The 26,422-nt window shown below is 35.6% G+C and carries 19 protein-coding genes and 1 tRNA gene; 14 read left to right on the top strand and 6 right to left on the bottom strand.

The features are described from left to right. Positions 1-20: 20 nt before the first annotated feature. From BN1354_RS10330 to nadA, 5 genes are all read right to left on the bottom strand, one after another. Complete coding sequence (locus BN1354_RS10330; RefSeq protein WP_053827053.1) at positions 21-1,220, bottom strand: glycoside hydrolase family 172 protein; 1,200 nt, start codon at positions 1,218-1,220, stop codon at positions 21-23. 104 nt (positions 1,221-1,324) lie between these two features. Next, a complete protein-coding gene (locus tag BN1354_RS10325; protein WP_053827052.1) occupies positions 1,325-3,100 on the bottom strand; it encodes an L-fucose isomerase in 1,776 nt (591 codons plus the stop codon). A 147-nt stretch (positions 3,101-3,247) separates the two neighbouring features. Then, the gene (locus tag BN1354_RS10320) at positions 3,248-4,243 is read right to left on the bottom strand and encodes a LacI family DNA-binding transcriptional regulator (RefSeq protein WP_053827051.1); all 996 of its coding nucleotides are present in this window, start codon (positions 4,241-4,243) and stop codon (positions 3,248-3,250) included. A gap of 241 nt (positions 4,244-4,484) precedes the next feature. Then, positions 4,485-5,588 carry a redox-regulated ATPase YchF gene (gene ychF / locus BN1354_RS10315; protein WP_053827050.1) on the bottom strand — a complete coding sequence of 368 codons (1,104 nt, stop codon included), beginning with the start codon at positions 5,586-5,588 and terminating at the stop codon, positions 4,485-4,487. A 106-nt stretch (positions 5,589-5,694) separates the two neighbouring features. After that, a complete protein-coding gene (gene nadA / locus BN1354_RS10310; RefSeq protein WP_262494913.1) occupies positions 5,695-6,681 on the bottom strand; it encodes a quinolinate synthase NadA in 987 nt (328 codons plus the stop codon). 568 nt (positions 6,682-7,249) lie between these two features. On the opposite strand from nadA, the gene BN1354_RS10305 reads away from it, so the two are divergent. The 6 genes from BN1354_RS10305 (at position 7,250) to BN1354_RS10280 (ending at position 15,370) form a co-directional block, all read left to right on the top strand. Next, the gene (locus BN1354_RS10305) at positions 7,250-8,257 is read left to right on the top strand and encodes a tyrosine-protein phosphatase (RefSeq protein WP_045090570.1); all 1,008 of its coding nucleotides are present in this window, start codon (positions 7,250-7,252) and stop codon (positions 8,255-8,257) included. 247 nt (positions 8,258-8,504) lie between these two features. Further along, the gene (locus tag BN1354_RS10300) at positions 8,505-10,247 is read left to right on the top strand and encodes a DEAD/DEAH box helicase (RefSeq protein WP_053827048.1); all 1,743 of its coding nucleotides are present in this window, start codon (positions 8,505-8,507) and stop codon (positions 10,245-10,247) included. A gap of 133 nt (positions 10,248-10,380) precedes the next feature. Further along, positions 10,381-13,089, top strand: a complete 2,709-nt coding sequence (locus tag BN1354_RS10295; RefSeq protein WP_231623105.1) for a TonB-dependent receptor — start codon at positions 10,381-10,383, stop codon at positions 13,087-13,089. A 51-nt stretch (positions 13,090-13,140) separates the two neighbouring features. After that, positions 13,141-14,292, top strand: a complete 1,152-nt coding sequence (locus BN1354_RS10290) for a hypothetical protein (RefSeq protein WP_053827047.1) — start codon at positions 13,141-13,143, stop codon at positions 14,290-14,292. Positions 14,293-14,401: 109 nt separating this feature from the next. After that, on the top strand, positions 14,402-14,887 hold the full coding sequence (locus BN1354_RS10285) for a toxin-antitoxin system YwqK family antitoxin (RefSeq protein ID WP_053827046.1): 486 nt from the start codon (positions 14,402-14,404) through the stop codon (positions 14,885-14,887). Between the two features lie 120 nt (positions 14,888-15,007). After that, positions 15,008-15,370 carry a carboxypeptidase-like regulatory domain-containing protein gene (locus BN1354_RS10280; protein ID WP_053827045.1) on the top strand — a complete coding sequence of 121 codons (363 nt, stop codon included), beginning with the start codon at positions 15,008-15,010 and terminating at the stop codon, positions 15,368-15,370. Positions 15,371-15,489: 119 nt separating this feature from the next. Here BN1354_RS10280 and BN1354_RS10275 read toward each other — a convergent pair whose 3' ends face one another. Next, complete coding sequence (locus tag BN1354_RS10275; RefSeq protein ID WP_053827044.1) at positions 15,490-17,772, bottom strand: inorganic phosphate transporter; 2,283 nt, start codon at positions 17,770-17,772, stop codon at positions 15,490-15,492. Positions 17,773-18,245: 473 nt separating this feature from the next. Here BN1354_RS10275 and BN1354_RS10270 point away from each other — a divergent pair, with 473 nt between their 5' ends. The 8 genes from BN1354_RS10270 to BN1354_RS10235 all read left to right on the top strand — a co-directional run bounded on the left by BN1354_RS10270 (position 18,246) and on the right by BN1354_RS10235 (position 26,389). Then, positions 18,246-19,580 (top strand): NADP-specific glutamate dehydrogenase, encoded by a 1,335-nt coding sequence (locus BN1354_RS10270; RefSeq protein WP_045090573.1) that lies wholly within the window; start codon positions 18,246-18,248, stop codon positions 19,578-19,580. 74 nt (positions 19,581-19,654) lie between these two features. After that, positions 19,655-19,728 (top strand) — tRNA-Arg (locus BN1354_RS10265). A gap of 379 nt (positions 19,729-20,107) precedes the next feature. Then, a complete protein-coding gene (locus BN1354_RS10260; protein WP_053827043.1) occupies positions 20,108-21,568 on the top strand; it encodes a hypothetical protein in 1,461 nt (486 codons plus the stop codon). A gap of 151 nt (positions 21,569-21,719) precedes the next feature. Then, the gene (locus tag BN1354_RS10255) at positions 21,720-22,082 is read left to right on the top strand and encodes a helix-turn-helix domain-containing protein (RefSeq protein WP_053827042.1); all 363 of its coding nucleotides are present in this window, start codon (positions 21,720-21,722) and stop codon (positions 22,080-22,082) included. Next, positions 22,079-22,351, top strand: a complete 273-nt coding sequence (locus BN1354_RS10250; RefSeq protein WP_052673239.1) for a helix-turn-helix domain-containing protein — start codon at positions 22,079-22,081, stop codon at positions 22,349-22,351. Before BN1354_RS10255 ends, BN1354_RS10250 begins: the two co-directional genes overlap by 4 nt. Next, positions 22,335-23,882, top strand: a complete 1,548-nt coding sequence (locus tag BN1354_RS10245) for a DNA primase family protein (protein ID WP_082331575.1) — start codon at positions 22,335-22,337, stop codon at positions 23,880-23,882. Before BN1354_RS10250 ends, BN1354_RS10245 begins: the two co-directional genes overlap by 17 nt. A 107-nt stretch (positions 23,883-23,989) precedes the next feature. Further along, a complete protein-coding gene (locus tag BN1354_RS10240) occupies positions 23,990-24,976 on the top strand; it encodes a DUF6371 domain-containing protein (RefSeq protein ID WP_154904855.1) in 987 nt (328 codons plus the stop codon). 204 nt (positions 24,977-25,180) lie between these two features. Further along, positions 25,181-26,389 (top strand): PIN-like domain-containing protein, encoded by a 1,209-nt coding sequence (locus tag BN1354_RS10235; protein WP_053827040.1) that lies wholly within the window; start codon positions 25,181-25,183, stop codon positions 26,387-26,389. Positions 26,390-26,422 lie beyond the last annotated feature (33 nt).

Here is a 26,422-nt window from a genome sequence, read left to right as displayed (position 1 = left end):
TGATTAAATTTATTGATTGATCACTCATTTCCCCACAACTGCGGGTCATTTCCTTTCGCTTTCCGCCATGCATCTCTCCAGCGGTGCATATCCATATGGTTGATGAAAGGCTTGGGTTTGCGTACTTCCTTAGATGGCGCCGGAGGTAATTTCACCGCATTGTCCTGGTACCAGTAAGCCACAGTGGCCAGATCAAGGGTGAGATTGTTGTTGTGCCCTGTTTCAATGGTTCCTTTCACTTCTGTTTCAAAGAAAATGGGGTCATTGATAAAAAACCGGTATACATGGGTTCTTCCCAGCCAGCCTATATCGTTATTCACCCTGGGATAACCGAAATGGGGATGTGAGAACGGCTCTTTGGGACACCAGGAGGTATTGAAGAAATCTTCCGTACCGGTGCCGATCAAAGAAGGAGTCTTCTCCCCGTCGATAAACCACATATCATCTCCCTCGCCGTACCACATGGGGGTAGGAGAGTGCACGTAATAATTGATCCCTACAAAATGCCCTTTCCCTTTGGTTTCGATAAAAACATAGTTCCGGTCTAACCGGGTATTGGGCTTCCATTCACCTGTCAGTGCCCATTCAGTTTCTCCTTCAGGCAGGGCTTTGGATAAACTGTGATTATACCAGGCGTGAAAACGGCCCATTCCTTCGGGGAGTTCCGCCATCTCCAGATAGTCTACATAAAAATAGAAAGCATTGATCGTCTTATCGGTCTGATTCTCAATCTCTATTCTCGCTCCTTTCTCAAAGGGCATCGCAAAATAACTGCTCAGTCCTGTTCCGTTCTCAGGTCCTGCCGACAAGGGAAGCGAAGCGTAATTATACCGCTCGTCCCATCCCTGTCCAAAGAAAGGCCCGATAGGTGATTCCACCGAGGGATAATCGTTCCCGTCCCAATACATCCTGATAATGATATCGTTCCTGCTTAATTCACCGGGCGGAGGAGCAATGGTAATCCAGATATGGTTGATCACACCGGTCCCTTTTATCTCCGCAATAGTTCGTTTTTCACCGGGCTTGAACGGTTCCAGATGGTCCCGGTTTCCTCCTGTGGGATCGGTACTGGATATCCTCCTGTTTTTCATGCCCGACTTCAATTTTGCCAGTTCAAACATCTCCCCCATCGACTCTGTTTGGGAAAAGAGGGGTAATGAAAGCATAATTCCCAAAATAAGGGTGCTTAATTTCAGCATTTTAAGGTTAATTCTCTCCATTCTATCTATTTATTTACAATTTAAGAATACGATTGATATAAGATTATTACACAAAGGATTACAGACTCTATAAATCTTTATTCTTTACTCCTTACTCTTTATTCTTATCTATACACCGGTCCGTAAGCAGCACAGGCACGGTAATCCGCCCCTTCGTTATCAGAACCGAATGCGGACCATGCATCCGGACGGAAGATATTTTCATCATCCACATTGTGCATATTCACCGGAATAGAAATCGCCGAAGCCAGTGTGATCAGGTCGGCACCGATATGTCCATAACTGATAGCACCGTGATTTGCACCCCAATAGTTCATCACCGAATAGATATCTGTAAAGCGGCCTTTACCGGTGATGCGCGGTACGAAGAAGGTAGACGGCCATGTCTTGTCGGTTCGTTTGTTGATGATGTCGAAAACTTCTTCAGGAAAGGTAGCTGTCCATCCTTCAGCAATCTGTAATACAGGCCCCAATCCCTTGATCAGGTTCAGGCGGCACATGGTCACCGGCATACCTGCCCTGGTCAGAAATTGTGAAGAATATCCTCCTCCACGCATATACTCAAGCGATGCAGGATACCAGGTAGTGGCATTGAGCATCTTTTCCACCTCTTCCTCACTGATCTCCCAGAAAGGTTTCATCACAGGATTGCCGTTTTCATCCGACTGCTGACCGGTACCGTCAAGGGTGCATGAACCGGAATTGATGAGGTGGATCGCACCATCTTTCAATATTCCTTCCGGTTTCCATCCGCTTACCCGTTCTATCGCTTCGGGACTCCAGTAGGTACGTACATCGGCAAAGATCTGGGAAGTATTGGTAAGTAGTTGGTTGAATAACATACTGATACCGTTAAGGTGATCATCCTCAGTAGCAAAAGTGAATGGTTTCCGGATCCCGTTCCAGTCGAATGAAGAATTGAGGATCGCTTCCGAAAAATCACCATCGGGCAGAAAATCGGTCCACTGCCGTTGCCCCTGGAAACCTCCCGCTATGGCATTGTGGCCGAGGGCTTCTTCACCATATCCCATAGTGTCCAGTACCGGATTTCCAATCATCAGGTCACGCATAATCAGTGTCATCTTCACCACGAACTCCCAGTCTTTATCTTTCTGTTCCCGGCTGTGCTTCAGATGTTCAGGATTAAAATCCTCTCCCTCACGAGTCATACAGTGCTCTTTTGTCCACTGCATCGCTTTGGCGAATTCATCATGATCATAGATACCCAGTTGAATGCGGCGAAGTATTTCACTGGCATCCACAAATTCGGTACGCATCCCGAGGTACTCCTGCAAGAAATCGGGATTGGTCATAGAGCCACCGATCCCCATCGAGACGGAACCGATGGAGAGGTATGATTTCCCCCGCATGATAGCCACGGCAAGTCCCGCCTTCGCAAAGCGAAGCAGTTTCTCCTGTACATCGGTCGGAATCGACGGGTCGTTCATATCCTGTACTTCCCTTCCGTAAATACCGAATGCAGGCAGTCCCTTTTGATTATGAACCGCCAGCGCAGCCGAAAGATAAACCGCGCCGGGGCGCTCCGTACCGTTGAATCCCCAAATCGCTTTCGGTATATTAGGATTCATGTCAATGGTTTCCGACCCATAACACCAACAAGGAGTAACCGACAAAGAAAGTCCTACGTTCTCTTTTTCAAACTTTTCAGCACATAAGGCTGCTTCCCTCACCCCTCCGATACAACTGTCGGCAATCACACATTCTACCGGAGAACCGTCGGGATACCGAAGATTTTCACGGTATAACTTTTCTACACTTTTCGCCAGATTCATAGTGGTATCTTCGAGAGACTCCCTGATACCTCCGCGTCGTCCGTCAATCACAGGACGAATTCCGATCTTAGGATAATTTTGTTGCATACAATTTAGTTTACTTTTTTATACTATATATAATAATAGAATTAAACGTTTAACTACTATCCTCACACTTATCATAATTATTTAATCCTATACAAAAGCAATTTACCAGAGATTAAATTAAACGTTTAACTAATTGTAGAAAAAATTTCAGGTAATCAATTCTGCTTCCAAAAAGAGTTTTTGGTTTTTAACTTCCTTTTTCTCTATCTGATCAATCAGCAGTTCCAATGCACTTTTAGCCATCTCTTCGATAGGTTGTTTAATGAAGGGTACCCTAAAGGGGAACAAATTAATAGCATCAGTTTCATCAAAACACATTACCTGAATATCTTTTTGAATAAGCATTCCCCGTTTGAACAACGATTTCACACCCACCATGGAGATAGTATTGGTAGCAAAGAAAATGGCATCTACTTTTTTTTCACATTTCAATAATTGTGAAATAGCCTTGTCCATATCTTCATTCAAATATTGATAACTTACCTCCTTCACATGATCCGGAGTAAAAAGTCCTGCATCTTTCATTGCCTCTATGAATCCCCGTTTTCGTTCGTTGGTATGAAACTGGTCCTGTCTGTAAGTAATAAATGCCGGATTTTTAAATCCCTGGTCAATCAACTGCTTTGTGGAACGATAACATATTTCATAATTGTTGATCAGCACAGAAGGAACGTTTAAATCCGGAAATCCCCTGTCTACCAAAACCAACGGTTTCTTACCTTTCAAAACCGATTCTATCAAAACCTCACTTCCTTCTGCAGGAGTGATGATCAGACCATCCACCTGTCGGGAATTAAGAAAAGTGATTATCTTTTCCATCTCCTCCAATTTTTCATTGGTATTACCAATAATCACTGTGTATCCTTCTTTCTCGGCATAATTCTGAATATGGAGAGCCAACGTGCCAAAAAATACATTCGAAATATCAGCGACTATTAATCCGATTGACTTTGAATGGCCCATTTTCAAACCTTTGGCCAGGCTATTAGGTATATAATGCAACTCAGCCGCTTTATCTATGATTTTTTTTGACATTTCCTCACTTACCCTGCCATTCTTGTTCTTTCCGTTCAAAACAAGTGACACGGTTGCAGCAGATACTCCTAGCTCTTTTGCTATTACCTTTAAGGAAACTTTTTCCACTCTCTATAGACATTTATAATGTAACTTAACGCAAAAGTATAAGGTTAATCGATTAATTAAAAATTATTTCTTATGTTTTATAACATATTTATGCTATACCATGCTTATTTATATCAATTCTAAATAAAAATATCGTTAAATATGAGATAAGAAGTAGATTTGGAAAGTATTTTTAGAAGAAATACTCAGTTACCTTAAAGATAAAAGATATCAACGATACAAAATTAGTTCATAGACGACGTCAAACATTAAACCTGAAGTGCATAATATCCCCGTCCTGCACAATATATTCCTTTCCTTCCACACTCATTTTCCCTGCTTCCTTCACAGCATTTTCTGATCCATATGTGATAAAATCCTCATATTTAATCACTTCAGCTCTAATAAAACCTTTTTCAAAATCGGTGTGAATAACTCCGGCACACTGAGGAGCTTTCCATCCATCATGAAATGTCCATGCTCTTACCTCTTGAACTCCAGCAGTAATAAATGTTTTTAAATTCAGTAGTCTATACGCAGATTTAATCAGTCGTGAAACACCTGATTCCTCTAAACCCAGTTCATTTAAAAACATTTGTCGCTCCTCATAATTGTCAAATTCAGCTATCTCTGATTCAATTTTGGCAGCAACTATTAAAATTTCAGCATTCTCATTTTTAACTGCTTCCCTTACCTGATCAACATATTTATTTCCGTTAACAGCACTTGATTCATCAACATTGCAAACATACATTATTGGTTTTGATGTCAGTAAATAAAGATCATTTGCAGCTTTAGCTTCATCTTTAGTATCAAATTCTACAGTTCTTGCAGATTCTCCTCTCAATAATGCTTCTTTAATTTTTGAATAGACATGAAAGGCTAATTTAGCATCTTTATCTCCACCTGTTTTAGCTTGTTTCTCTACCCTGCTGATTCGAGATTCAATAGTTTCAAGATCTTTTAACTGCAATTCTGCATCAATAATCTCTTTATCACGTACCGGATCAACTGTTCCATCAACATGAGTTACATTCTCATCATCAAAACATCGCAAAACGTGCAGGATAGCGTCAGTTTCCCTTATATTAGCCAGGAATTTATTACCTAAACCTTCACCTTTGCTTGCACCTTTTACTAAACCGGCAATATCTACTATCTCTACTGTTGTAGGTAATATTCTTTGTGGTTTTACAAGTTCTGCAATTTTATTTAATCTTTCATCAGGAACTGTAATAACACCTACATTAGGTTCAATTGTACAAAAAGGAAAATTTGCTGCCTGCGCCTTAGCATTTGACAAACAATTAAAAAGTGTGGATTTTCCTACATTAGGAAGTCCTACAATACCACATTGAAGAGCCATTTTATGAATTTTTTAAAGACACTATTCCTCTTATAACTTAAAACAAGCTTATATATATAAAAAGTTGAATGTCGGATTTTTGAGGATGCAAAGGTACAAAAAACAATTATAAACCATACTTTGCTGAAATATCCAACATTCTTTCTATTGGTTTAACGGCTTTAATTCTTGTTTCTTCATCAACAAAAATCTCCGGTTTTTCTAATTTCAAACACAAATAAAGTTTTTCCAATGTATTCATTTTCATGTAGAAACATTCGTTACAAGCACATGTGGAATCTTCTGGAGGTGCAGGAATAAAAAGTTTATCAGGATTTTCTTTTTGCATCTGATGCAGGATACCTGCTTCAGTTGCCACAATAAATTTTTTGTTATCAGAATTAGTTGCAAATTTTAAAATTGATGAGGTTGATCCTACATGATCGGCTACTTCAAGCAGATATTTTGGACATTCAGGATGAGCTAAAAGTAATGCATCAGGATACTCTTTTTTTAATTCAAGAATTCTCTCCAGAGAAAATTGCTCATGTACATGACATACACCCTCCCATAACAGCATATTTCTTCCAGTAAGTTTATTAATATAGTCACCTAAATTCTTATCCGGTCCAAAAATAATTTTTTCATCAATGGGAAGCGAATCTACTACCTGTTTGGCATTTGTGGAAGTAACTACTATATCTGTTAATGCCTTAACGGCAGCTGTTGTGTTTACATAGGATAAAACAGTATGTCCTGGATTCTCATCAATGAATTTTTTAAATTCTTTGGCAGGACAACTATCCGCAAGTGAGCAACCTGCTTTCATATCTGGAATAAATACCCTTTTTTCGGGACTTAATATTTTCGCTGTTTCACCCATGAAATGTACACCACACAACACTATAATATCAGCTGTTGTTTTGGCTGCCCACTGAGCAAGTGCAAGACTATCACCTACAAAATCTGCAATATCCTGTATATCAGAATCCTGATAGTAGTGCGCCAAGATAATTGCATTTTTTTCTTTTTTTAGTCTTACTATATTTTGAATGATTTCTTCTTTACTCATAACCTTATTATTATTATATATAGTTTTAAAATTAAAAAAGATATATGATTGTAATGATAGCCTGTTGATATTGTAGATATCTTATTTTGCAAAAAAGAGAGTTGAATAGTTATTAACCAGTAAATTGAAGTTATCAACAGTTATCAACAATTTATTTTCTGTTTAACTTTATAATTCAGTGATAATTATAAATGTTATCATAAACTGTATATACTTTGCAAAGTTAATAATTATTTTCCTTTATGATATAAAACCACTGTTGAAAAGAATGTGAAACTTCGATGCTAATTAAAGCTACTTTTATTTGGGTTTATTCAAAATTATTATAGCGTAAATTTTATCTGAATAAACAAATTAGTTTATCAATATTTTTGCACATCTGATTTACAACTTATCAACAACTTATCTAAAAGCTTTATTTTTACCTTAAAAGCTTAAGAGATAAATTATTAAAAAGAAAAACGAATAATTATATATTGTTAATAGATCCGAGAAGTTTTTTTATTTAGAACATTCTTTTTACTACATTTGTTTGTATTTTATGTTGAATGTGAAGAAACTATACTATATATGTCTTCTGATTTTAGTGATTGTCGTTGTAAACTCCTGTATGTCAACGGTAAAAATCACCTCTGTAGTGGAGAAAGATCCAAAGGGAGATTTTCTGCTCAAGTGGGAAGTAAGCCCGGACCAGGAGGGTGATATTGATATTTATTCATCACTATCCGATAGTTCTCTTACAAGTTTCACACCTGTAACAACCACAAAAATTGCAAATCAGGTATTAACATTGAATCCTACAGGATCAGGGCTAAGGGAATATTTTATACTTCGTACAGCCGGTGTACAATCTGGAGTTGTTGCAAATCGTGTTATCGATATGAACAACATAAAAAACTTCAGAGATATAGGCGGCTATTTTACAACTGACGACAGACAAATTAAATGGGGACAGATATACAGATCAGGAGATCTTAGCAGTGCAACACTTTATGATCAGGAAAAAATCAGAAGGCTCAATATTAAGACAATAATTGATTTTAGATCTGATAAAACTTCCGGTAAATACCCAATACTAATTCATCCTACAATCAGGAAAATATCACTTCCATTGTCGCCTATGGATGCAGATAAGTTGGATGCTCAATTGTTAAATGATGATTTTAACCGTAGCGATGCGATCAGATATGTTCAGGAGTCGTATATAGATATTGTAGAAAATCATAAAGAGCAATTTGGTGAGATGTTTGATATATTAACAAATGATGCTAATTATCCCATTTTATTATCAGGATCTTTGGGAAAAGATGGAATAGGGCTGGCATCTTATTTTATTTTATATGCTCTGGGTGTACCACAAACGGTGCTTGAACAGGATTACATGCTTTCAAACAAACTGATTGACCCTGTTAAGGCAAAAGTTGATGCAAGAAACCTTCCCGAAAACATGCAAGAAGCTGTTACTGCTATGTTATCGGTGAACAGATCATATTTGAACTATGTAATTGATCATATCAATAATAAATATGGATCTGTTGATGCTTACCTTGAAAAAGAACTCAGAGTGAGTAACGGAAAAAAGAATCTATTAAGAAAATATCTGCTTTATAATTTCTGATTTATTTTACTATAATACCACTTATTCAATTTATTTTCATACCTTTGCAGCCGTTTTAAAAAAGGGTGATAAAATATGCATATTTTAAAACGGGGTTATCTAAAAAATAAAAAGGTTATATAACAAACAGATAAATATCACCCAATTATCACTAATCGTATTTGAGTTTTCTCTCATCTTTATAAATTACTGGCTGTGTGGAGTAAAGAGAAATATCAATACCCACAAATTAATTTTTATAAATATAATGAGCGAATTTAAAAAACTGGGTGTTACACCCGAGATAGCGCAGGCTCTTGCAGAGTTAGGCTATGAACAACCAATGCCTGTACAATCAGAGGTAATACCTCAATTGTTAAACAAAACACGAAATATAATTGCACTTGCACAAACAGGTACAGGCAAAACGGCAGCTTTTGGTATACCAATTATCCAGAAGACTGTTGTTAAAAATGTTACACCTCAAACACTGATACTATGTCCCACAAGAGAACTATGTCTTCAGATTGCAGGTGATCTTGCAGACTACTCAAAATATGTTGATGATATAAAAGTTCTTCCTGTATATGGAGGATCAAGTATAGAGAGTCAGATACGTGCACTCAAAAGAGGTGTTCACATAATAGTAGCTACACCGGGAAGGTTGATTGACCTTATTAAACGTAAGACTGTCTCACTTTCAAATGTTCAGTCTGTTGTACTTGACGAAGCAGATGAAATGCTTAATATGGGATTTACTGAAGATCTTGATGAAATACTTTCATATGTTCCTGAAAATAGGAGTATGCTTCTGTTTTCAGCTACTATGCCAAGAGAAATTCAAAGAATTACCGGCAAGTATATGAAAGACCCGATGGAGATTACAATAGGCAGGAAAAATGAGGGAGCTCTTAATGTTAGGCATACATATTATGTTGTTCATGCTAAAGACAGATATCTTGCTCTGAAGAGAATAGTTGACTATTATCCTAATATTTATGGCATCATTTTCTGCAGAACAAGAAAAGATACTCAGGAGATTGCGGATAAACTCATGCAAGATGGGTATGATGCTGATTCTTTGCATGGTGACCTATCACAGGCGCAGCGAGATCTGGTAATGAGTAAATTCAGAAACCATAACCTTCAGTTGCTCGTTGCTACAGATGTTGCGGCACGTGGACTGGATGTTGATGATGTTTCTCATATAATCAATTATAGTTTGCCTGATGATATAGAGAGCTATACACACAGAAGTGGAAGAACCGGTAGAGCAGGAAAAGCAGGAACATCAATTTCAATTATTCATACAAAGGAGAGAGGAAAAATTTCACAAATTGAGAAACAGATAAATAAACAGTTCGAAAAGCGTGAAATACCCAAAGGGGACGTAATCTGCGAAAAACAGCTATTCAATTTTGTTGACAAAATTGAGAAAGTGAAGGTAAATGAGGAAGAGATTGAGCGACTCCTTCCGTCAATTTTCCGCAAGCTTGAATGGCTTGAGAAAGAGGATATAATCAAACGAATTGTTTCTCTTGAGTTTAATCGACTGATTGAATATTATCAGGAAGCTGAAGAGATTTTTGAACCGGATGATCAATCTTCAGGCAGAAGAAAAGGGGAAAGAGGACGACAGTCTAATAGAAATGGAAATGTGTCTCGTGAACCTGAAAAGGGTTATTCCAGACTATTTATTAATGTAGGTAAAATGGATGGTATTAATCCTGCTGTTTTAATGGGTTTCATTAATGAGAATGTAAAAGGGAAAGTTCCAATTGGAAAAATTGATCTTATGAAAAGCTTCTCATTCTTTGAGGTTCCGGAAGATGTTGCTCCTAAGGTTGTCAGTTCTTTCAAGGGAATGCATCTGGAAGATAGAAAGTTATTGGTTCAGTTTGCTCAAGATGCTGATAATCAGAAGCCTAAAAAAAGTTTCGGTAGAAAAAAAGAAGAGAGTTATGGTTTCGGTAATAACAAGAAAAAAAGAGGAAAAAAGCAGAGATACTAATCTAGCAAAACGGAGCAGACGCTCCGTTTTTTTTTGACTTAAATCTTAACAATAACGTAACTGTAGCTTAACAGGTCTGTAACAATTATAACAGAACTTTGTGCCGTAAAAAAATACTATTAATATTTATTTTGTGGCACATAGATTTGTAATTTCAAAACTGTCCGTATTATTGTTTTTCCTTGTAATTTCATTTACTGCATTATCACAGACAGGTATAATCAAAGGAAAAATTTCTGACGCTAAAACCAACGAACCGCTAATTGGTGCATCGGTACTGGTAGAGGGAACAACAAACGGAGCTGCCGCCGACCTAGATGGTAATTATGTAATTCAGAATGTTGCTGCAGGAACACATACTCTAATTGTTTCCTATGTTTCGTATAATCAAATCACACATACCGGAGTTGTTGTAGAAAGTAATAGTGAAACAGTTCTTGATTTCGAGATGTCTTCAGATGATATTACTCTACAAGAAGTTGAGGTTGTTGCAAGGGTTAATCGTGAAAGTGAGAATATTCTTCTCATGGAACAACGTCAAGCGCTTGTTTCAACTCAGGCTGTAGGTTCACTTGAGCTTTCGCGTAAGGGTATTGGTGATGCACAGGCAGCTGTTGCTCAGATATCCGGTATTTCACGTCAGGAAGGGGTTAAAAATGTATTTGTAAGAGGTCTTGGAGACCGATATAATGCTACCCTGCTTAATGGATTTCCTATTCCATCAGAAGATCCTGAATACAAAAACATTGCACTTGAGTTTTTTGGTACTGATATTATTCAGAATATTGGTGTAAACAAGGTTTTCAGTGGAAGTAGCTATTCTGATGTAGGAGGCGCTGTAATTGATATATCATCAAAAGAGCTGTTAAATGATTACGAACTTGTAGTTGATCTTTCGGGAGGTTTAAACAGTGCAGCCGTAGGGAAAGATTTTCTTAAACAGGAAGGTTCAGATTATTTTGGTTTTGCAAACAGCAATAGGCCTTTTGACAATATATTTGATTTCCCTAATAGTCTTGATCCGGGGGAAGTTTCTCTTCCAATGAATCATAGTTACGGTTTATCCGGAGGTAAATCTTTCAAATTGGGTAAAAGAAATAATCCTCTTTCGTTTTATGGCGTAGCTTCTCATAGTACCGACTACTCATATACAGAGGAAATTGTACGCAATGCTAATACAATCGGGAATATCTGGCAAGATCAAAATGGAGATAAGTATTCCCAGAATACAAATCAGCTCCTTTTGGGTAATTTGATGTTCGGCATAAACAAAAAACATAATCTTCATTACAATTTTATGCTGATTCATGCAAATGACCAATCTGTTGGTAAATACAGCGGACTCAATGCTGAAAGACATCAAGATTCTGATTCAGGCATGGGTATTGTAATAAGACAGCAGACTAACGATAACCTCCTTATCGTTAATCAGCTTATGACAAATTGGCTATTGACAAATTCGCTTAAACTGGATGCAGGAATTTCTTACAATACAGTTAAAGGTCTTGAGCCTGACCGTCGTGAAAACTACTTTTCGCTTTCTGAAGGTAATACCTACAATCTTACAAGGAGTAACAGAAATAAAAGATTCTTCTCAGAGCTTAAAAACAGAGATATTAATCCGAAAGTTGCATTAACATACAGCCTTCTAGACCGTTTTGGATCTGACAACTCCAGCATTTCAATTGGTTATACAGGGCGTTTTGTCAATGACGAATTTAAAGCATTGGAATATAATTTCAGTCCTATTGGCATGCCGGCATTTTCTATGGATGGTCTTTCTCTTGACGAATTATATGAAAACAGCCTCAGAGACCGTACACTAAGCATGACTACAGGAAAAACTAACTCTTACGACGTTACTAAAAATATTCACTCAGTTTTTGGAGAAGCTTCTTATCAGCTTGCAGAAAATCTTACGGCAAACATCGGCTTAAGAATGGATAAGGTAGATTTATCTGTAACTTATGATGTTGCTCATACAACTGCCGGAGAAGTAACCATAGATACAGCTTATTTTCTTCCAAGCTTAAATCTGAAATATGATTTAAACGATAAAAACAGTTTACGATTAGGTGCAAGTAAAACATACACTTTACCTCAATCAAAAGAAATTTCTCCTTATCAGTACGTAAATATATCGTTTGCCAGCCAGGGTAATCCAAACATCAAACCATCAGACAATTATAATATTGATCTTAAATGGGATTATTATTTGAGTCCAGGTGAACTACTTACTGTAACCGGATTTTATAAATATATAGAAAGACCAATCGGACGAGTGGATCAGGCTAATTCAGCAGGTTTGCTTACTTATGACAACATCAGCGATCATGCAATTGTAGGAGGTATTGAATTTGAATTTAGAAAGAATATTTTCAACCGCTATGATTCTCAACGCGAAAGAATGAACAGACTGTCGTTAGGATTAAATGCATCGTATATTCATACTGACATGCTACTTAATATTTTAAATACTGAACCCAGGAAGAGCGGTCTTGAAGGTGCATCTCCATTTCTTACAAATGCTGATATCTCTTATCACTACACTAAAGGAGAGAAAAACATTGTTGCTTCGCTGATCTTTAATTATTTCAGTGACCGCATTCATACAGTTGGTGCAACAGGTTTTAAAGATATTATGGAAGAGGGTGTGCCAACTCTAAGTTTTGCTTCTACATATAGTGTAAACAGGCGTCTATCATTTAAGTTAAATGCATCTAATCTTCTGAATTCACCTTACAGATTATCAAGGGAAAACAGTGTCTCTGACGATAAAGTAATTCTTAACGAATTTAAAAAAGGTCAAAATATTAGTCTTGGAATTAGTTACGAATTTTAAAAATACAGAATATATAAAATAATACTATTTATTCAATTAATTATCAACAAGATGAAAAAAGTTTTATTTGGTTTTTTAATGTTTGCAGCGATGATGACACCTTTAGTGTTAACATCCTGTGATGATGATGCGGAAGAAAAAGAAGTTCCCAAAGAAGAGGAAAAGGAATTAGTAGGTACAATTACAGAGGCTAGGACCCTTGATGCAACTGTTGAATATTTATTAACCGGTCCTGTTATTGTTCAAGATGGCGGTACATTAAACATCCCAGCAGGAACTGTTATAAAAGCAGAAAAGGGATTTGACAAGTATATTCTTGTACTAAGAGGTGGTAAGATTAATGTTAACGGTACAGCAGTCGCTCCGGTTACAATTACTGCTGACACAGACGATGCCAAGCAAGGTCACTGGGGAGGACTAATAATTAATGGTAAAGCACCACTTTCAGGCGGTACAGAAGGTACAACTGAGATTAATGCAGATCACAAGTATGGCGGAACAAACGTTAGTGACAACTCAGGAACAATTACTTACCTGAAGCTTGAATATACAGGAGCTCGCTCTGACGCCGATGTTGAGCATAATGGTCTAACTTTAAACGGTGTGGGTAACGGAACAAAAATCGAGAATGTTTACATTCCTTATGGTGCTGATGATGCAATAGAATTCTTCGGTGGTTCAGTTAATGTGAAGAACTTTCTTGCGGTAGATCCTGATGATGATATGTTCGATTTTACACAAGGTTACAGCGGTACACTGGAGAATGCTTACGGTATCTGGCAAACAGGTTATGTTAGCACTGAATCAGATCCCCGTGGTATAGAAGCTGATGGAAACTTAGATGGTAACAATCCGACACAAACCGGTCAGTCTAATTTCACTGTTAAAAATATGACTATCGATCTTCGTCTTGCTCCAAGCACAGCAGAGGGTAATTATATGCACGATGTTATCAAAGTACGCCGAGGAGCAAAAGCTACAATTGAAAATGCATTAGTTATCGGTCAGGGTCAGGCAAAAGATTTAATCGATATGAATGACAGTAAAGGTAATGGTGATCCAGAAACAACCATCAGCATTACAAATAAATTGACAACTGCTATTAACGGAGAAGAAGTTAATGGTACAGCTATTGTAACTAAAGCAGAAGCAAACACAGGTTGTTCAAATGATATATTCAACTGGACAGGTTATGAATTCTAATTCTGTTCACACGTACTAAATTATATTTTGAAAAAAGTGTCCAGGTTAAATATACGGGCACTTTTTTCTATATATTTGTCGAGTACGTTTAATTTTAACTGATGATCTTATGAATAAAAAATTAAGTATAATTATTTTCCAGCTTTCAGCAGTAATGATATTATTTGCTCAGGAACCTCAGAGAACTTCCCAAATATATCAAACAGATGGTATTTATTATCGTGACAGGAATCAGACAGAGCTTTTTACAGGTGATTACAGGGAATATTACGATAATAATACCCTAAAACTTGAAATGCAGATAAAAAACGGTCTGATTGAGGGACCTTACATAGTTTATTACGAAAACAGAAAGCCGCAGGAGATCAGATCATACAAAGATGGTAAACTACATGGTATCTGGCGATCTTATGATGAGTCTGGTCAGCTCATCTCTGAAGCAGAGTATCGAAATGGCAATAAACACGGGACATGGCGTATCTGGGATGAGTTGGGTACTCAAAGGTATGAAATGAATTACTACAATGGGGAGAAGACAGGGATATGGCGTATGTGGGACGAGAAAGGTGAACTAACAGGAGAAAAGAGATATTGATTTCTTTCTAATTATTGTAACAAAAGCTTAACAAAAACTTCACTAAAACGTAACAGGTATTTCACGATTATGTGCCTACCTTTGTGGCAGTTAATACTAATATTAAAGTATAAAAAGTATATGAAATCCATTTTAGTTATTGCAGCATCGTTGTTAATTTCAGTGACTGCTTTTGCAGAAACAGATAAAATCAACAACAAAAAAGGAAAGGAAACTGAAACTGTTGCCTTTATAGAAAATGTGAATGCGTTACAACTTACAGGATCTGTTGTAGATGAAAAGAACAAAGAAACACTTGCCGGAGCAACCATATTGGTAGATGGTAAGAAGTATTACTCCGACCTTGATGGCAATTTTTCTATAAATGATGTAATTCCCGGAAAATACCAAATGGTTGTAGAATTAATTTCTTACGAACCGGTTTCATTAGAAATAGATCTAAATAAGAATCAAAATTTAAACATCAGTCTTCTTCAAAAATAATTCATTTCCTAATTTTATTTGAAGTAATTCTCTCGAAATAAAATAGCCCCTTCTGATTTTCAGTGGGGCTTATTTTATTATATATAATAAGTTATTATAAATTCACCATTCTAATATTTCTACAAATTTAATGTAGCATTATTAATAAGCTCTTTGGCTCCAATCATTGTCATACTATGTTTTGATGATTGTTCTCTGAAATTACGATGTGATTTTATCAGATTACCCGATTGTAATGTTACAATTTTTGATTCATTCACCAAGTTAAGGAATAGTATACTATTACGTGTACTGGAAACCCCCTCTTTTACTCTTTTAATTTGACGTTTTGTCAATTTAGGGTTAAGTTCAAGAATGAAATCTCTTAAGTTTGTAACCTTATTAAATTTACTGTAGTCACCTGTTTTCTCCATTTCATTATAACAATTGAAAACATCAGTCAGAGTGTTGTAAAACACCTTTAAATCATCAATCTGCTCCTTAGAGAAGGCAGAGTGATTATTATTTATATAATTGAATGTTGACTCTGAAATCGCCTTTAAAGATTTTGTTAGTTCATATGAATAATCTACCAGCTGGACATACTCCTGCTCAAGATCCAATGCATTCATCTGAATACTTTCAATAGTAGGTACAACCTCGTAATCACGTTTATCTTTAAATTTTTCATATAACTCGATAGCTTCATTCATTGCCTTACGGGCTGATTTCCTATTCTCATCATTCAGTCCATCTATCACTTTCTTTAAAATCCACAGGGTCCTGTCCAGTACCATATGTACATCATTGTTGCATGATGTAATAAGCTGATCCTTAGTTGATAAAACTTGTTGTTGCTGTTCTTCTTTTGATTTTCTTTTTGTATGAAGCTTGCTCGATTTAAGTAACATAATTACAACAATAGCAATCATAATTACTATTGCAATTTTACCACCCCACATAAGAAAGAGGCCAACTGCCAATGCTGCAGAAAAAGCTACAAGTGCGGTTAAAAACCATCCTGCTACAACTGTCAATACACCATTTATACGATATACAGCACTTTCACGGCCCCAGGCACGATCGGCTAATGAACTACCCATTGCAACCATAAAAGTAACAAATGTAGTTGAAAGTGGCAGTTTCAATGATGTACCAAGCGAGATAAGCATTGCAGAAACAGTGAGGTTTACAGAGGCTCTTATTAAGTCAAAAGAAGCTTTATTTTCAAGTTCTACAGGTTCAAATCTTTTATCGATAAACTTTTTCATCGATTCAGGAATAATAGTGCTTATTGATTTACTCAAAGTGAGACTGCCTCTTACAATTGAACGTGATAAAGGTGATGATGAAAAACGCTCTATTCCTTCACCTTTTCTCGCAAGATTAACCTCTGTATTTGAAACTGTACGTGACTTTTTAGAAAGGAATAATGATAAAGTCATTAGTGTTCCTGCACCAAGTAACCAATATATATTTGCAACAACAGGTTCAGAAAGCTTGCCCATATATAGTGTATTCAAATCACCTCCGGATGCAACTACCTCCTGCGCTATATGGAAAGAGTCAAAACCGGCCATGAATACTCCTATGAAGTTTACCAAATCGTTCCCTGCAAAAGCCATAGCAAGAGCAGCTGTTCCGGACAAGACGATCACCTTCAGTATTTTAACTCTGAAAATATGCTGAAGTATAGCCATTAAAATAGTCCAAGTTCCAAGTGTATATAGTAATGCCATCCCCATATTGCCCTCAAGATATGCGAGTAGTTCGGAACTAACTAATACACTACCTTTAAGACCTTTGAACACAGCAAAATAAGTAATTGCAGTAAGAGCGATACCTCCCCAGAGTGCTCCAAGGTATTTAAAAGGTTTTTTATAGTTGAAAGAAAATATTATTCGTGATATATACATAATGATAGAACCTACCAAAAATGCTATTGCAATAGATGTAAAAATACCGGTAATAATTGCAAGTGCTTTACCACTGTTTATAAATTCTCCAAGGTTACCACCGGATTCAGTAGTCCAGATTGTGTAGAGTGCAACAGCTACTGAAGCACCTAATAGTTCAAATACAAGCGAAACTGTTGTTGAAGTTGGTAACCCGAAGGTGTTAAAGAGATCTAGCAGTATAACATCAGTAAGCATTACTGCCAAAAAAAGCATCATTATTGATGGAAAAGTGAATTTTTCCGGATAAAACACCCCACTTCTTGCAACCTCCATCATCCCACTTGAGAACATAGTACCTAATAAAATTCCAAGAGCAGCAACTGCAAAAATTATTCTAATAGGTGCTACTTTGGAGCCTATGCTGGAATTCAGGAAATTAACAGCATCATTTGAAACTCCAACTATTAGGTCTAGTACTGCCAATCCAAGCAGAACAATTACAATAATCAAATAAATTGAATCCATTGATAGTAATTTGTTGATTTTATAACAGGGGCAAAGTTAAAACAATTTGGTTGTAGTTTAACAGTAACTTAACTTAAATGTATCAAAAGATAACTCTAAAAGTTTATAAATTGTAACATAATATCAATCGAGTTTTAATGTAAATACCTATCTTTACTTTATGGCAAGAAAAAAACTATCTCAAACTCAAATAGCATCCATAATCATCTTATGGATAGTGCTCGTAGTATATATTTTCTTATATGCAGAGCTAACGGCGTTTACTATTGTATCAATAATAATGTCAGGAGCAATAGTATTTATACCAATTTACAAAAATCTAAAAAAGTAGCAGTTTTAGTAACAGAAAACGTATATATTGCTGTAATATTTTAGAAATAGAAATTATTACTTAACTTTGCATTTCAAATTGATTATTTGTTAAATTTCTCTGCAACAAAGAGCATTAAAGGGTATAATAAATTAAAATTAAAATGAAATCATCAGAAGTTGTTAATTCAGTAAAAATGCGTTTTCCTAACGAGCCAGAGTATCTTCAGGCAGTTAAAGAGGTAGTGGAATCAATAGAAGAAGTTTATAACGAACATCCCGAGTTTGAAAAAGCAAACCTAATAGAGCGATTAATAATACCCGACAAAATACATACTTTCCGTGTAACTTGGACTGATGATCAGGGTAGGGTTCATACCAATATGGGTTACAGGGTACAACATAATAATGCAATTGGTCCTTACAAAGGTGGAATAAGATTTCATGCCTCAGTTTCACCTTCTATACTTAAATTTTTAGCTTTTGAACAGACATTTAAAAATGCACTTACCACTCTGCCAATGGGTGGAGCCAAAGGTGGTTCAGATTTCTCTCCAAGAGGAAAGTCTGATGCTGAAGTGATGCGATTTTGCCAGGCTTTTGTTGAAGGTTTGTGGAGAGTTATTGGTCCTGATACTGATGTACCAGCGGGTGATATTGGTGTTGGGGGAAGAGAGGTAGGCTATATGTTTGGTAAATACAAAAAATTAGCTGGCGAGTTTACAGGAACATTTACAGGTAAAGGCCGCGAGTTTGGAGGTTCTTTAATACGTCCCGAAGCAACAGGCTATGGCAATGTTTACTTTTTACTTGAGATGCTCAAAACCCGTAATATAGACATAAAAGGGAAAAAATGTCTTGTTTCGGGCTCAGGCAATGTAGCACAATATACTTGTGAAAAACTGATTGAGCTAGGTGCTATTCCGGTAACTCTTTCTGATTCTGATGGATATATCTACGATCCTGACGGTATAGATGAAGAGAAGCTTAAGTTTGTAATGGAACTCAAAAATCTATATAGAGGAAGAATTCGTGAATATGCAGAGGAGTTTGGTTGTAAATATGTTCCTGGTGCTCGTCCATGGGGTGAGAAGGGGGATATAGCACTGCCTTCAGCAACTCAGAATGAAATAGATCAGCAGGATGCTGAAATGCTTATAAAAAATGGAGTATTTGCAGTTTCAGAAGGTGCAAATATGCCAAGCACACCAGAAGCAATTGATATTTTCATCGAGAATAAAATACTTTATGCTCCCGGTAAAGCTGCAAATGCAGGTGGAGTTTCAGTTTCAGGCCTAGAAATGACACAAAATTCAGAACGACTGAGCTGGCCATCAGAGCAGGTGGATGAGAAGTTGAAATGGATAATGGGTAATATTCATGAGAATTGTGTAAAATATGGGACTGAAAGTGATGGCTACATAAATTATCAAAAAGGGGCAAATATTGCAGGATTTATGAAAGTTGCCAAGGCAATGATGGGTCAAGGAATATTATAATTGAAATTCAATTCAAATTTTATTTTTTTTATTCTGAGAAATGCAGTATTTTTGCATCCTGAATAAAAAAGAATGGTCCGGTAGCTCAGCTGGATAGAGCAACAGCCTTCTAAGCTGTGGGTCGTGGGTTCGAATCCCGCTCGGATCACTGTAATAATCAAACACTTATCTAAATGTTTAGGTAAGTGTTTTTTGTTTTGGGAAAACAATGGGAAAACTAGAGGCAACTAATACTAATATATATCCACAATTTTCAATAACCCTAAAACACGTATTTACATTAGTTTTTAACCTGAAGGACTTAAATCTATTAAAGATATTGTAATAATTAATTATATTTGTGAAAACAAGTTTGCACAACACTTTCCAGTATATTTATTGGTTTGTGGGATAATTTTAAGTTTCTGAATTCACTAAATTAATTCAGAAACTATTTATTTTAATTAACAAGCAACAAATACCGTGTGCGTAATAATAATCTGTAATCCTGAAATTTTAATCAAATTGAGTGGTTTTTTTAAAATTCTATGAGAGCAAAAGTATACGTTGAAACCAATAAAAAAGATATTTACTATTATGATCATGTAAAAAAAGCCGTATATGATCTATATCCATTAAGAGTTGATAAGATTCAAACCCTGGAATATTTTAATAATAATCTATATGCCGATGCCAGATTTCGGGCTTTTAAAAAAAACAATAACGATAAAATTAAAGAGTCCGATTTTAAAGAATTACCGGGTGAAGTAAATCGCAATATTGCTTATAAAGTGAGGATTGAACTATTGAATGTTATTTCAGACGATGATACTTTCATATTCGCACATAATATATTAGTTCTAGGTATAAATAAATATGTTGAATCTCATAGATTAAATATTTGTAAGCCTAAGCTGGAGTGTCTTGATGTTATATCAAAAATTGAGTATTTAATTTGCGAATATAAAGAAGATTATCCAAAATCTAATTTGTCAGAATTCTTAATGCAGAAGGATAACTGGGAGTTTTATTGCAATCATAATAGTGAGCTTCAAAAGGATGAGAAATGGTGGCTTGAAGCTTTCAATTATGCTTATGAACTTTTTGACAAAGTACGTGTGAAGTCTTATGATCCTTTTAAGGCACAGTATATCATTAAAAATATTTATTTTAATGATAAAGAGTTTGAGCCAATTATTGTTGCGATTATCAAAAATCTAATTGATAATTATAATTGCAATAATGATGATGAAAAAAGGAAGCGTTTGAAAATGCTATCAGTAATGATAGAAGAGTATAATAGTGAGAGTTACTTGAATATCGATAAGTATTATCAAAAAAAATTACCTTCCCTAAATCCTGATAAAATCAATTGGCTTAAAGCAACAAAGGTATTTAATTACAATATCATTAGAAAGTGGGTATTTCATGACTCCTTTAACCATGATCAGAGATTGAATATTATTAACCTTATAGAGAAAAAATACTATAAGGAAAAAGCAAGCCATCCAGATATTATAATATATGATCTTTCAGAATATTTCCAGAACTTAAGAGATGAGGTTAATTCAAATCTAATCAAAGAGTGTGATGAGGTTAATTCATACAACGAGTCTTCATTTATGAAGGAAATTGAAGCTCTGAAAATTGATTTATTCCAAAAAACTAATGAAGTTGAGAGGTTATACCGGGAGAATGAAGCACTTAATAAGGAAAATCAAAATCTTGCTAAAGATGTTTCTGATGATGGAATGACTGTTTCTCAACTGGCCATAACTTTCTACTACTTTTTTAATGAGTTGGGTGTTAACTTTGGTAATTCTGATAAGACTGAATGGGCAAAGTTGATTCATATAATAACCGGTAAGAGTAGAGAGAGGATCAGAAGAGCGCTTAATATTGAATTTGATACAAAAATCTCACAGAAAAATCTAAGATATATTGCTGGTTGTTTCCATAATTTATTCCCGCTTATCGAAGATAAAATAATAAAAGATATCAAAGAGTAAATTTGTAACCCCCTCTGTAACCCCTTCTGTAACTCCCTGACTCCGTTACAGCCTATATTTAGCTATCTATATTTGTCCCATCACCTCACTGTAGAGGTGGTGGCTTATTTTTTATTGGCACATAAATAAGTCTATTAATGCCATTAATATTATGGATGACAAAACAATTACATTTAATGAAGTACCTGAAGCTATTACTGTTCTGATTGAGAAAATTGGAAATCTTGAAAACATGATCGAAGCTACATTGAATTCCAAACCTAATGAAGCTGTATGGATGAATGTTGATGAACTGTGTTCTTATCTCCCTGCGAAGCCGGCCAAACAAACTGTTTACGGTTGGGTGTGCTCTAAATTTATTCCTTATCATAAGAAAGGGAAGAAATTACAGTTTCTAAAAAGCGAAATTGATGAGTGGTTGATAAGTGATAGCAAAGAAAAGGAAGATCTGGAAGCAGCTATTGAGGAACAGACTATGCGTATCCGTAATAATATAAGAAGGAGGAGCCTATGAAAGGAGTAGATTTAACTGATCGGCAAGATGAATGGTCTGACTGGATTGATGCTCAGGATGTATGCACTAACATGCATATTAGTCAGCGAACTTTACAGACCTGGAGAATTGAAGGTCTGCTTCCTTTCTCACGGATTAAAGGTAAGTTATATTACAGAAAGTCGGACATCTTTTTATTACTCAAAGAAAATTATAATGGTGACTTAAGAAGAGGTGATTACGAGAGTGAAGATGATGAGAAAGGAGGTATGAATGCTAGTGAAATGTGAAGTTAATGGAACAGCAACTGAAGTAAATAATGTAGTTAGTGTTTCTGATAAACAAAATTTTATTGATTTACTCGATCTTGATTTAAGTGAATTTGAAAAACAGTTCGATATAATTGAAAGTGAACCGGTTAAAGATCATTCTCAAATTCTGTTTTCTCTTTATGAGCAAATCGATGAGGTGGATTTCAGAAATGAGGCTGGTTTCCAAAATGATGATCAGAAATTACTGCAGAAGCATTTCCTTGTTACGTGTGTTGAGAAAATTCTTGAAACAGCGGATAAGAATAATTGGGGAGTTTGCAGGAATCATAATTTCATTTACTTGTACAATGGTGAGTATTGGAGTTGTGTGGAGTCTCAGGATTTCCAAATATTCCTTGGTAAGGCTGCCGAGAAAATGGGTGTCTATAAATTCGATGCCAGGCTATATACTTTTCGCCGACAATTGTTGCAACAATTTCTGTCTGTTTCCAGACTTCCAAAGCCTCAACAGAATGATAATTCTGTTTTGATAAATCTTAAGAACGGTACTTTTGAGATCGATGGTAGTAAAATGCATCTGAGAAAGCCTGACAGGAATGATTTTCTAACTTATCAGCTTCCGTTCCCTTATGATGAAAAGGCAGAGTGTCCTATCTTTGATGATTATCTAAACACTGTTTTGCCCGATATAAACAGACAAAAGATACTTGCCGAGTACCTCGGTTATCTTTTTATCAAAACTTCTGTTTTAAAACTCGAGAAGTCTCTTGTTTTATATGGGACCGGTGCCAACGGTAAGTCTGTTTTCTTCGAGATAGTAAACGCTCTTCTTGGTGGTACTGAGAATGTGAGTAATTTCTCACTTCAAAATCTGACAAATGAGAACGGTTACTTCCGTTCTATGCTGGCCAATAAGCTTGTTAACTATGCAAGTGAGATTAATGGTAAGCTTGAAACATCTATTTTCAAACAGTTGGTGTCTGGTGAGCCTGTTGAGGCTCGACTACCATATGGTGAGCCATTCACGCTTACCAATTACGCTAAATTGATATTTAACTGCAATGAGCTTCCAAAGGATGTTGAGGTGAATAATGCGTTCTTTCGCAGGTTTCTTATTATTCCTTTTGATGTTACAATTCCGGAGAATAAACAGGATAAACAGTTGGCTAGTAAAATCATTAATAATGAATTATCAGGAGTGTTCAACTGGGTCCTGGACGGACTGAAAAGGTTGCTACAACAAAAGAACTTCACTCAATGCAATGCAGTGGACAATATTCTCAATAAATATAAAAGAGAATCAAATACAGTTGCTCTTTTCATTGATGAGAAGTATATTACATCAACTGATAAGTTTACGCCATTGGGAGAGTTATACAGTGATTTTAAATCTTTCTGTAAGGATGATAATTATATCCCGGTAACTAAGAGAAATTTTAGTGATCGAATCCGGAACCTGGGAATTCTTATTGAACGGAAAAATTATGGTATGGCTGTAAATGTTGAGAGAATAATATTCTCAACCTCGGACAATAATGCAGTAAGTTAAGGGTAAAATAAATAACTGTTCTAAATTCTGCACTTATTACACTTTCTACACTATTTCAAGATATTTAGACTGAAAAAGGCACATTCTACACATAAAAAGTGTAGAATGTGCAGAAAGTGAACTTCCTGCAACACATTAATAATCTCATGTCTTTATATAAACAACCGTTTCTCGAACCATATAAGGGTAGGGGAACACGTCATACTTGCCCAAATTGTAAAGTAAAGAAAACCTTTACTTTATATTTGGATGGAAACACAGGAGAACCAATTCATCCTACTGTTGGAATATGCAACCGGGCAATTAAATGTGGATATCACTATCCTCCACGTCAATATTTTAATGATCATAATTATAATAAACCGAGCTCAGTACCTTTGCATGCTCACACAGTTCGCCTGAAGGCTTCGCAATGTAAAATAGATTTTATTCCTCTCAGCTATGTTAAACAATCCGTTTCATTCAACTCTAATTTTGTGCGCTTCTTGTGCAAACACTTTTCGCGCGATAAAATTGAAAATGCAATGAGAAATTACGCTCTTGGAGCAACAAAAAACCAAAGCGTTATATTCTGGCAGATCGATATAAATGGTAAAGTTCGCACAGGCAAGATAATGCAATACAATCCCGATACCGGGAAACGAATCAAAAACAAGACCGGAGCAATAAACTGGGTGCACAACATATTAAAAAAAAGAAACTCCAAAAAAAGAAACTCCGAATTTGCCAACTTCAATCTATGTCAATGCTACTTCGGTGAACACCTCATCCGCATCTACCCCGACAAACCAATCGCACTCGTTGAGGCAGAAAAAACAGCCGTTATAGGAAGTATTATCTTCGATAACTACAATTGGCTTGCAGCAGGCAACCTCAACGGCCTAAACGTTGAGAAATCAAGAGTACTCCAAAATAAAAATGTAGTCCTATACCCCGATGCCGGTTGCTTTGATAAATGGGAAAAGAAATCTATTCAAATCAAAAGCCAAATCTTTTGTAATATCAAAACATCCTCACTAACCGAAAAACACGCCACAAAAGATCAAACCAAAGCGGGTTACGATATTGCAGATTATATTATTGAGGGTTTTTAGTTTTTTCTATTTATATTTTTCGTTATCTTTGGATTCTTAACATAATTAGATTTGTTAACTAAATAAAGGCATAATAAATCATATTCAAATAACTTTCGTAAACACCCCCGATTTCGTAGGGATATACGAATGTTGTAAATCGGGTATATACGAATGTTGTATATTCATTGCGTAAATAACACGTTATGCAAAATTTAAAAAGATATGAAATCAAAATTTCCAGGCTATTTTAAACTATCAGAAAATGACATTAACAAATTATGGGATAATGCTCTTTTCACTTTTGATGCTAATATTTTACTAAATTTTTACAGATATTCAGATGAAACAAGAGAAGAGTTTATTAAAATATTAGATAAACTCAAAGAAAGAATTTGGATTCCGCACCAATCAGCACAAGAATTTTTTGATAACAGACTATCTGTTATTAGCCAACAAGAAAAAGCATATGAAGATGCTATTTCATCAATTGATTCAATGGAAAAAGAGTTTAAGAATTCTAGACAACATCCATTTATTCCACAAAAACTGTTAAAGAAGTTTTCTGAATTGAGTAAAGAGATTTGTGAAAATTTGAATTCTAGTAAGGACTTCCATAACAAAAGGATAAGCGAAGATGATATACTTGATAAGGTAGAATCTTTGTTTGACAATAAAGTTGGAAATGAATTTAGTGAAGAAGAATTGAAAGCTTTATTTAAAGAGGGCGAATATAGATTTGCTAATAAAATTCCACCAGGTTTTAAGGATTCAAATAAGAAAGATGATACGGAGGCTAATTCTAAAAAATTCGGAGACTTGATTGTATGGAAACAAACTATTAATAAATCAAAAGAATTAAAACAAGCTGTTATTTTAGTTACCGATGACAGAAAAGAAGACTGGTGGGTAAGATTTAAGGGTAAAACTATCAGTCCAAGACCGGAATTAATCAAAGAATTCAAATTAGAGACACAAGAATCATTTTACATGTATCAATCAGATAGATTTTTAGAGTTTGCAAGAGACTATTTAAATGAACACATTGACCAAAAGGTTATTGAGGAAATAAGAGAATTAAGGCGCTTAGATGAAAGAAATCGCTTATCTCAATTACGAAAAGAGAAAGACATATTGAGATACCATGAATTTAAAGAAGCGTTTATAAAAGAAAGGATGATGCTCAATGAGGAACTTAAATTTTTGCATGATAGAAAGAATCACATTGAGAATTCATTAAATGAACATTATCTATTAATTGATAATGGAGAGTTTGATGTTTTAGATGAGCAAAAAATAAGAAAGTTTAAACAAGAACAAATGATTATTGAAAAGCAAATAGAAAATCTAATTCAAAAAGGCAACGAATTAAAGGAGAGAGAGATAGAAATCCAGTTTAGAAATAAAACTTTGCATAACACGCGGTATAGTTAATTGTCGGTGAAGTGGGTATTCGAGCGGCACAGC

This window comes from Lascolabacillus massiliensis (assembly GCF_001282625.1).
Lineage (GTDB): Bacteria > Bacteroidota > Bacteroidia > Bacteroidales > Dysgonomonadaceae > Proteiniphilum > Proteiniphilum massiliensis.
The sequence above is the reverse complement of the archived record's forward strand: the minus strand, read 5'-3'. Positions and strand labels throughout refer to the sequence as shown.

Coding starts and splice junctions, on each gene's coding strand:
- BN1354_RS10330 (WP_053827053.1), bottom strand. CDS start 1,220: ATGGAGAGAATTAACCTTAAAATGCTGAAATTAAGCACCCTTATTTTG.
- BN1354_RS10325 (WP_053827052.1), bottom strand. CDS start 3,100: ATGCAACAAAATTATCCTAAGATCGGAATTCGTCCTGTGATTGACGGA.
- ychF (WP_053827050.1), bottom strand. CDS start 5,588: ATGGCTCTTCAATGTGGTATTGTAGGACTTCCTAATGTAGGAAAATCC.
- BN1354_RS10305 (WP_045090570.1), top strand. CDS start 7,250: ATGTCAACGGTAAAAATCACCTCTGTAGTGGAGAAAGATCCAAAGGGA.
- BN1354_RS10300 (WP_053827048.1), top strand. CDS start 8,505: ATGAGCGAATTTAAAAAACTGGGTGTTACACCCGAGATAGCGCAGGCT.
- BN1354_RS10290 (WP_053827047.1), top strand. CDS start 13,141: ATGAAAAAAGTTTTATTTGGTTTTTTAATGTTTGCAGCGATGATGACA.
- BN1354_RS10285 (WP_053827046.1), top strand. CDS start 14,402: ATGAATAAAAAATTAAGTATAATTATTTTCCAGCTTTCAGCAGTAATG.
- BN1354_RS10280 (WP_053827045.1), top strand. CDS start 15,008: ATGAAATCCATTTTAGTTATTGCAGCATCGTTGTTAATTTCAGTGACT.
- BN1354_RS10275 (WP_053827044.1), bottom strand. CDS start 17,772: ATGGATTCAATTTATTTGATTATTGTAATTGTTCTGCTTGGATTGGCA.
- BN1354_RS10270 (WP_045090573.1), top strand. CDS start 18,246: ATGAAATCATCAGAAGTTGTTAATTCAGTAAAAATGCGTTTTCCTAAC.
- BN1354_RS10260 (WP_053827043.1), top strand. CDS start 20,108: ATGAGAGCAAAAGTATACGTTGAAACCAATAAAAAAGATATTTACTAT.
- BN1354_RS10255 (WP_053827042.1), top strand. CDS start 21,720: ATGGATGACAAAACAATTACATTTAATGAAGTACCTGAAGCTATTACT.
- BN1354_RS10250 (WP_052673239.1), top strand. CDS start 22,079: ATGAAAGGAGTAGATTTAACTGATCGGCAAGATGAATGGTCTGACTGG.
- BN1354_RS10245 (WP_082331575.1), top strand. CDS start 22,335: ATGCTAGTGAAATGTGAAGTTAATGGAACAGCAACTGAAGTAAATAAT.
- BN1354_RS10235 (WP_053827040.1), top strand. CDS start 25,181: ATGAAATCAAAATTTCCAGGCTATTTTAAACTATCAGAAAATGACATT.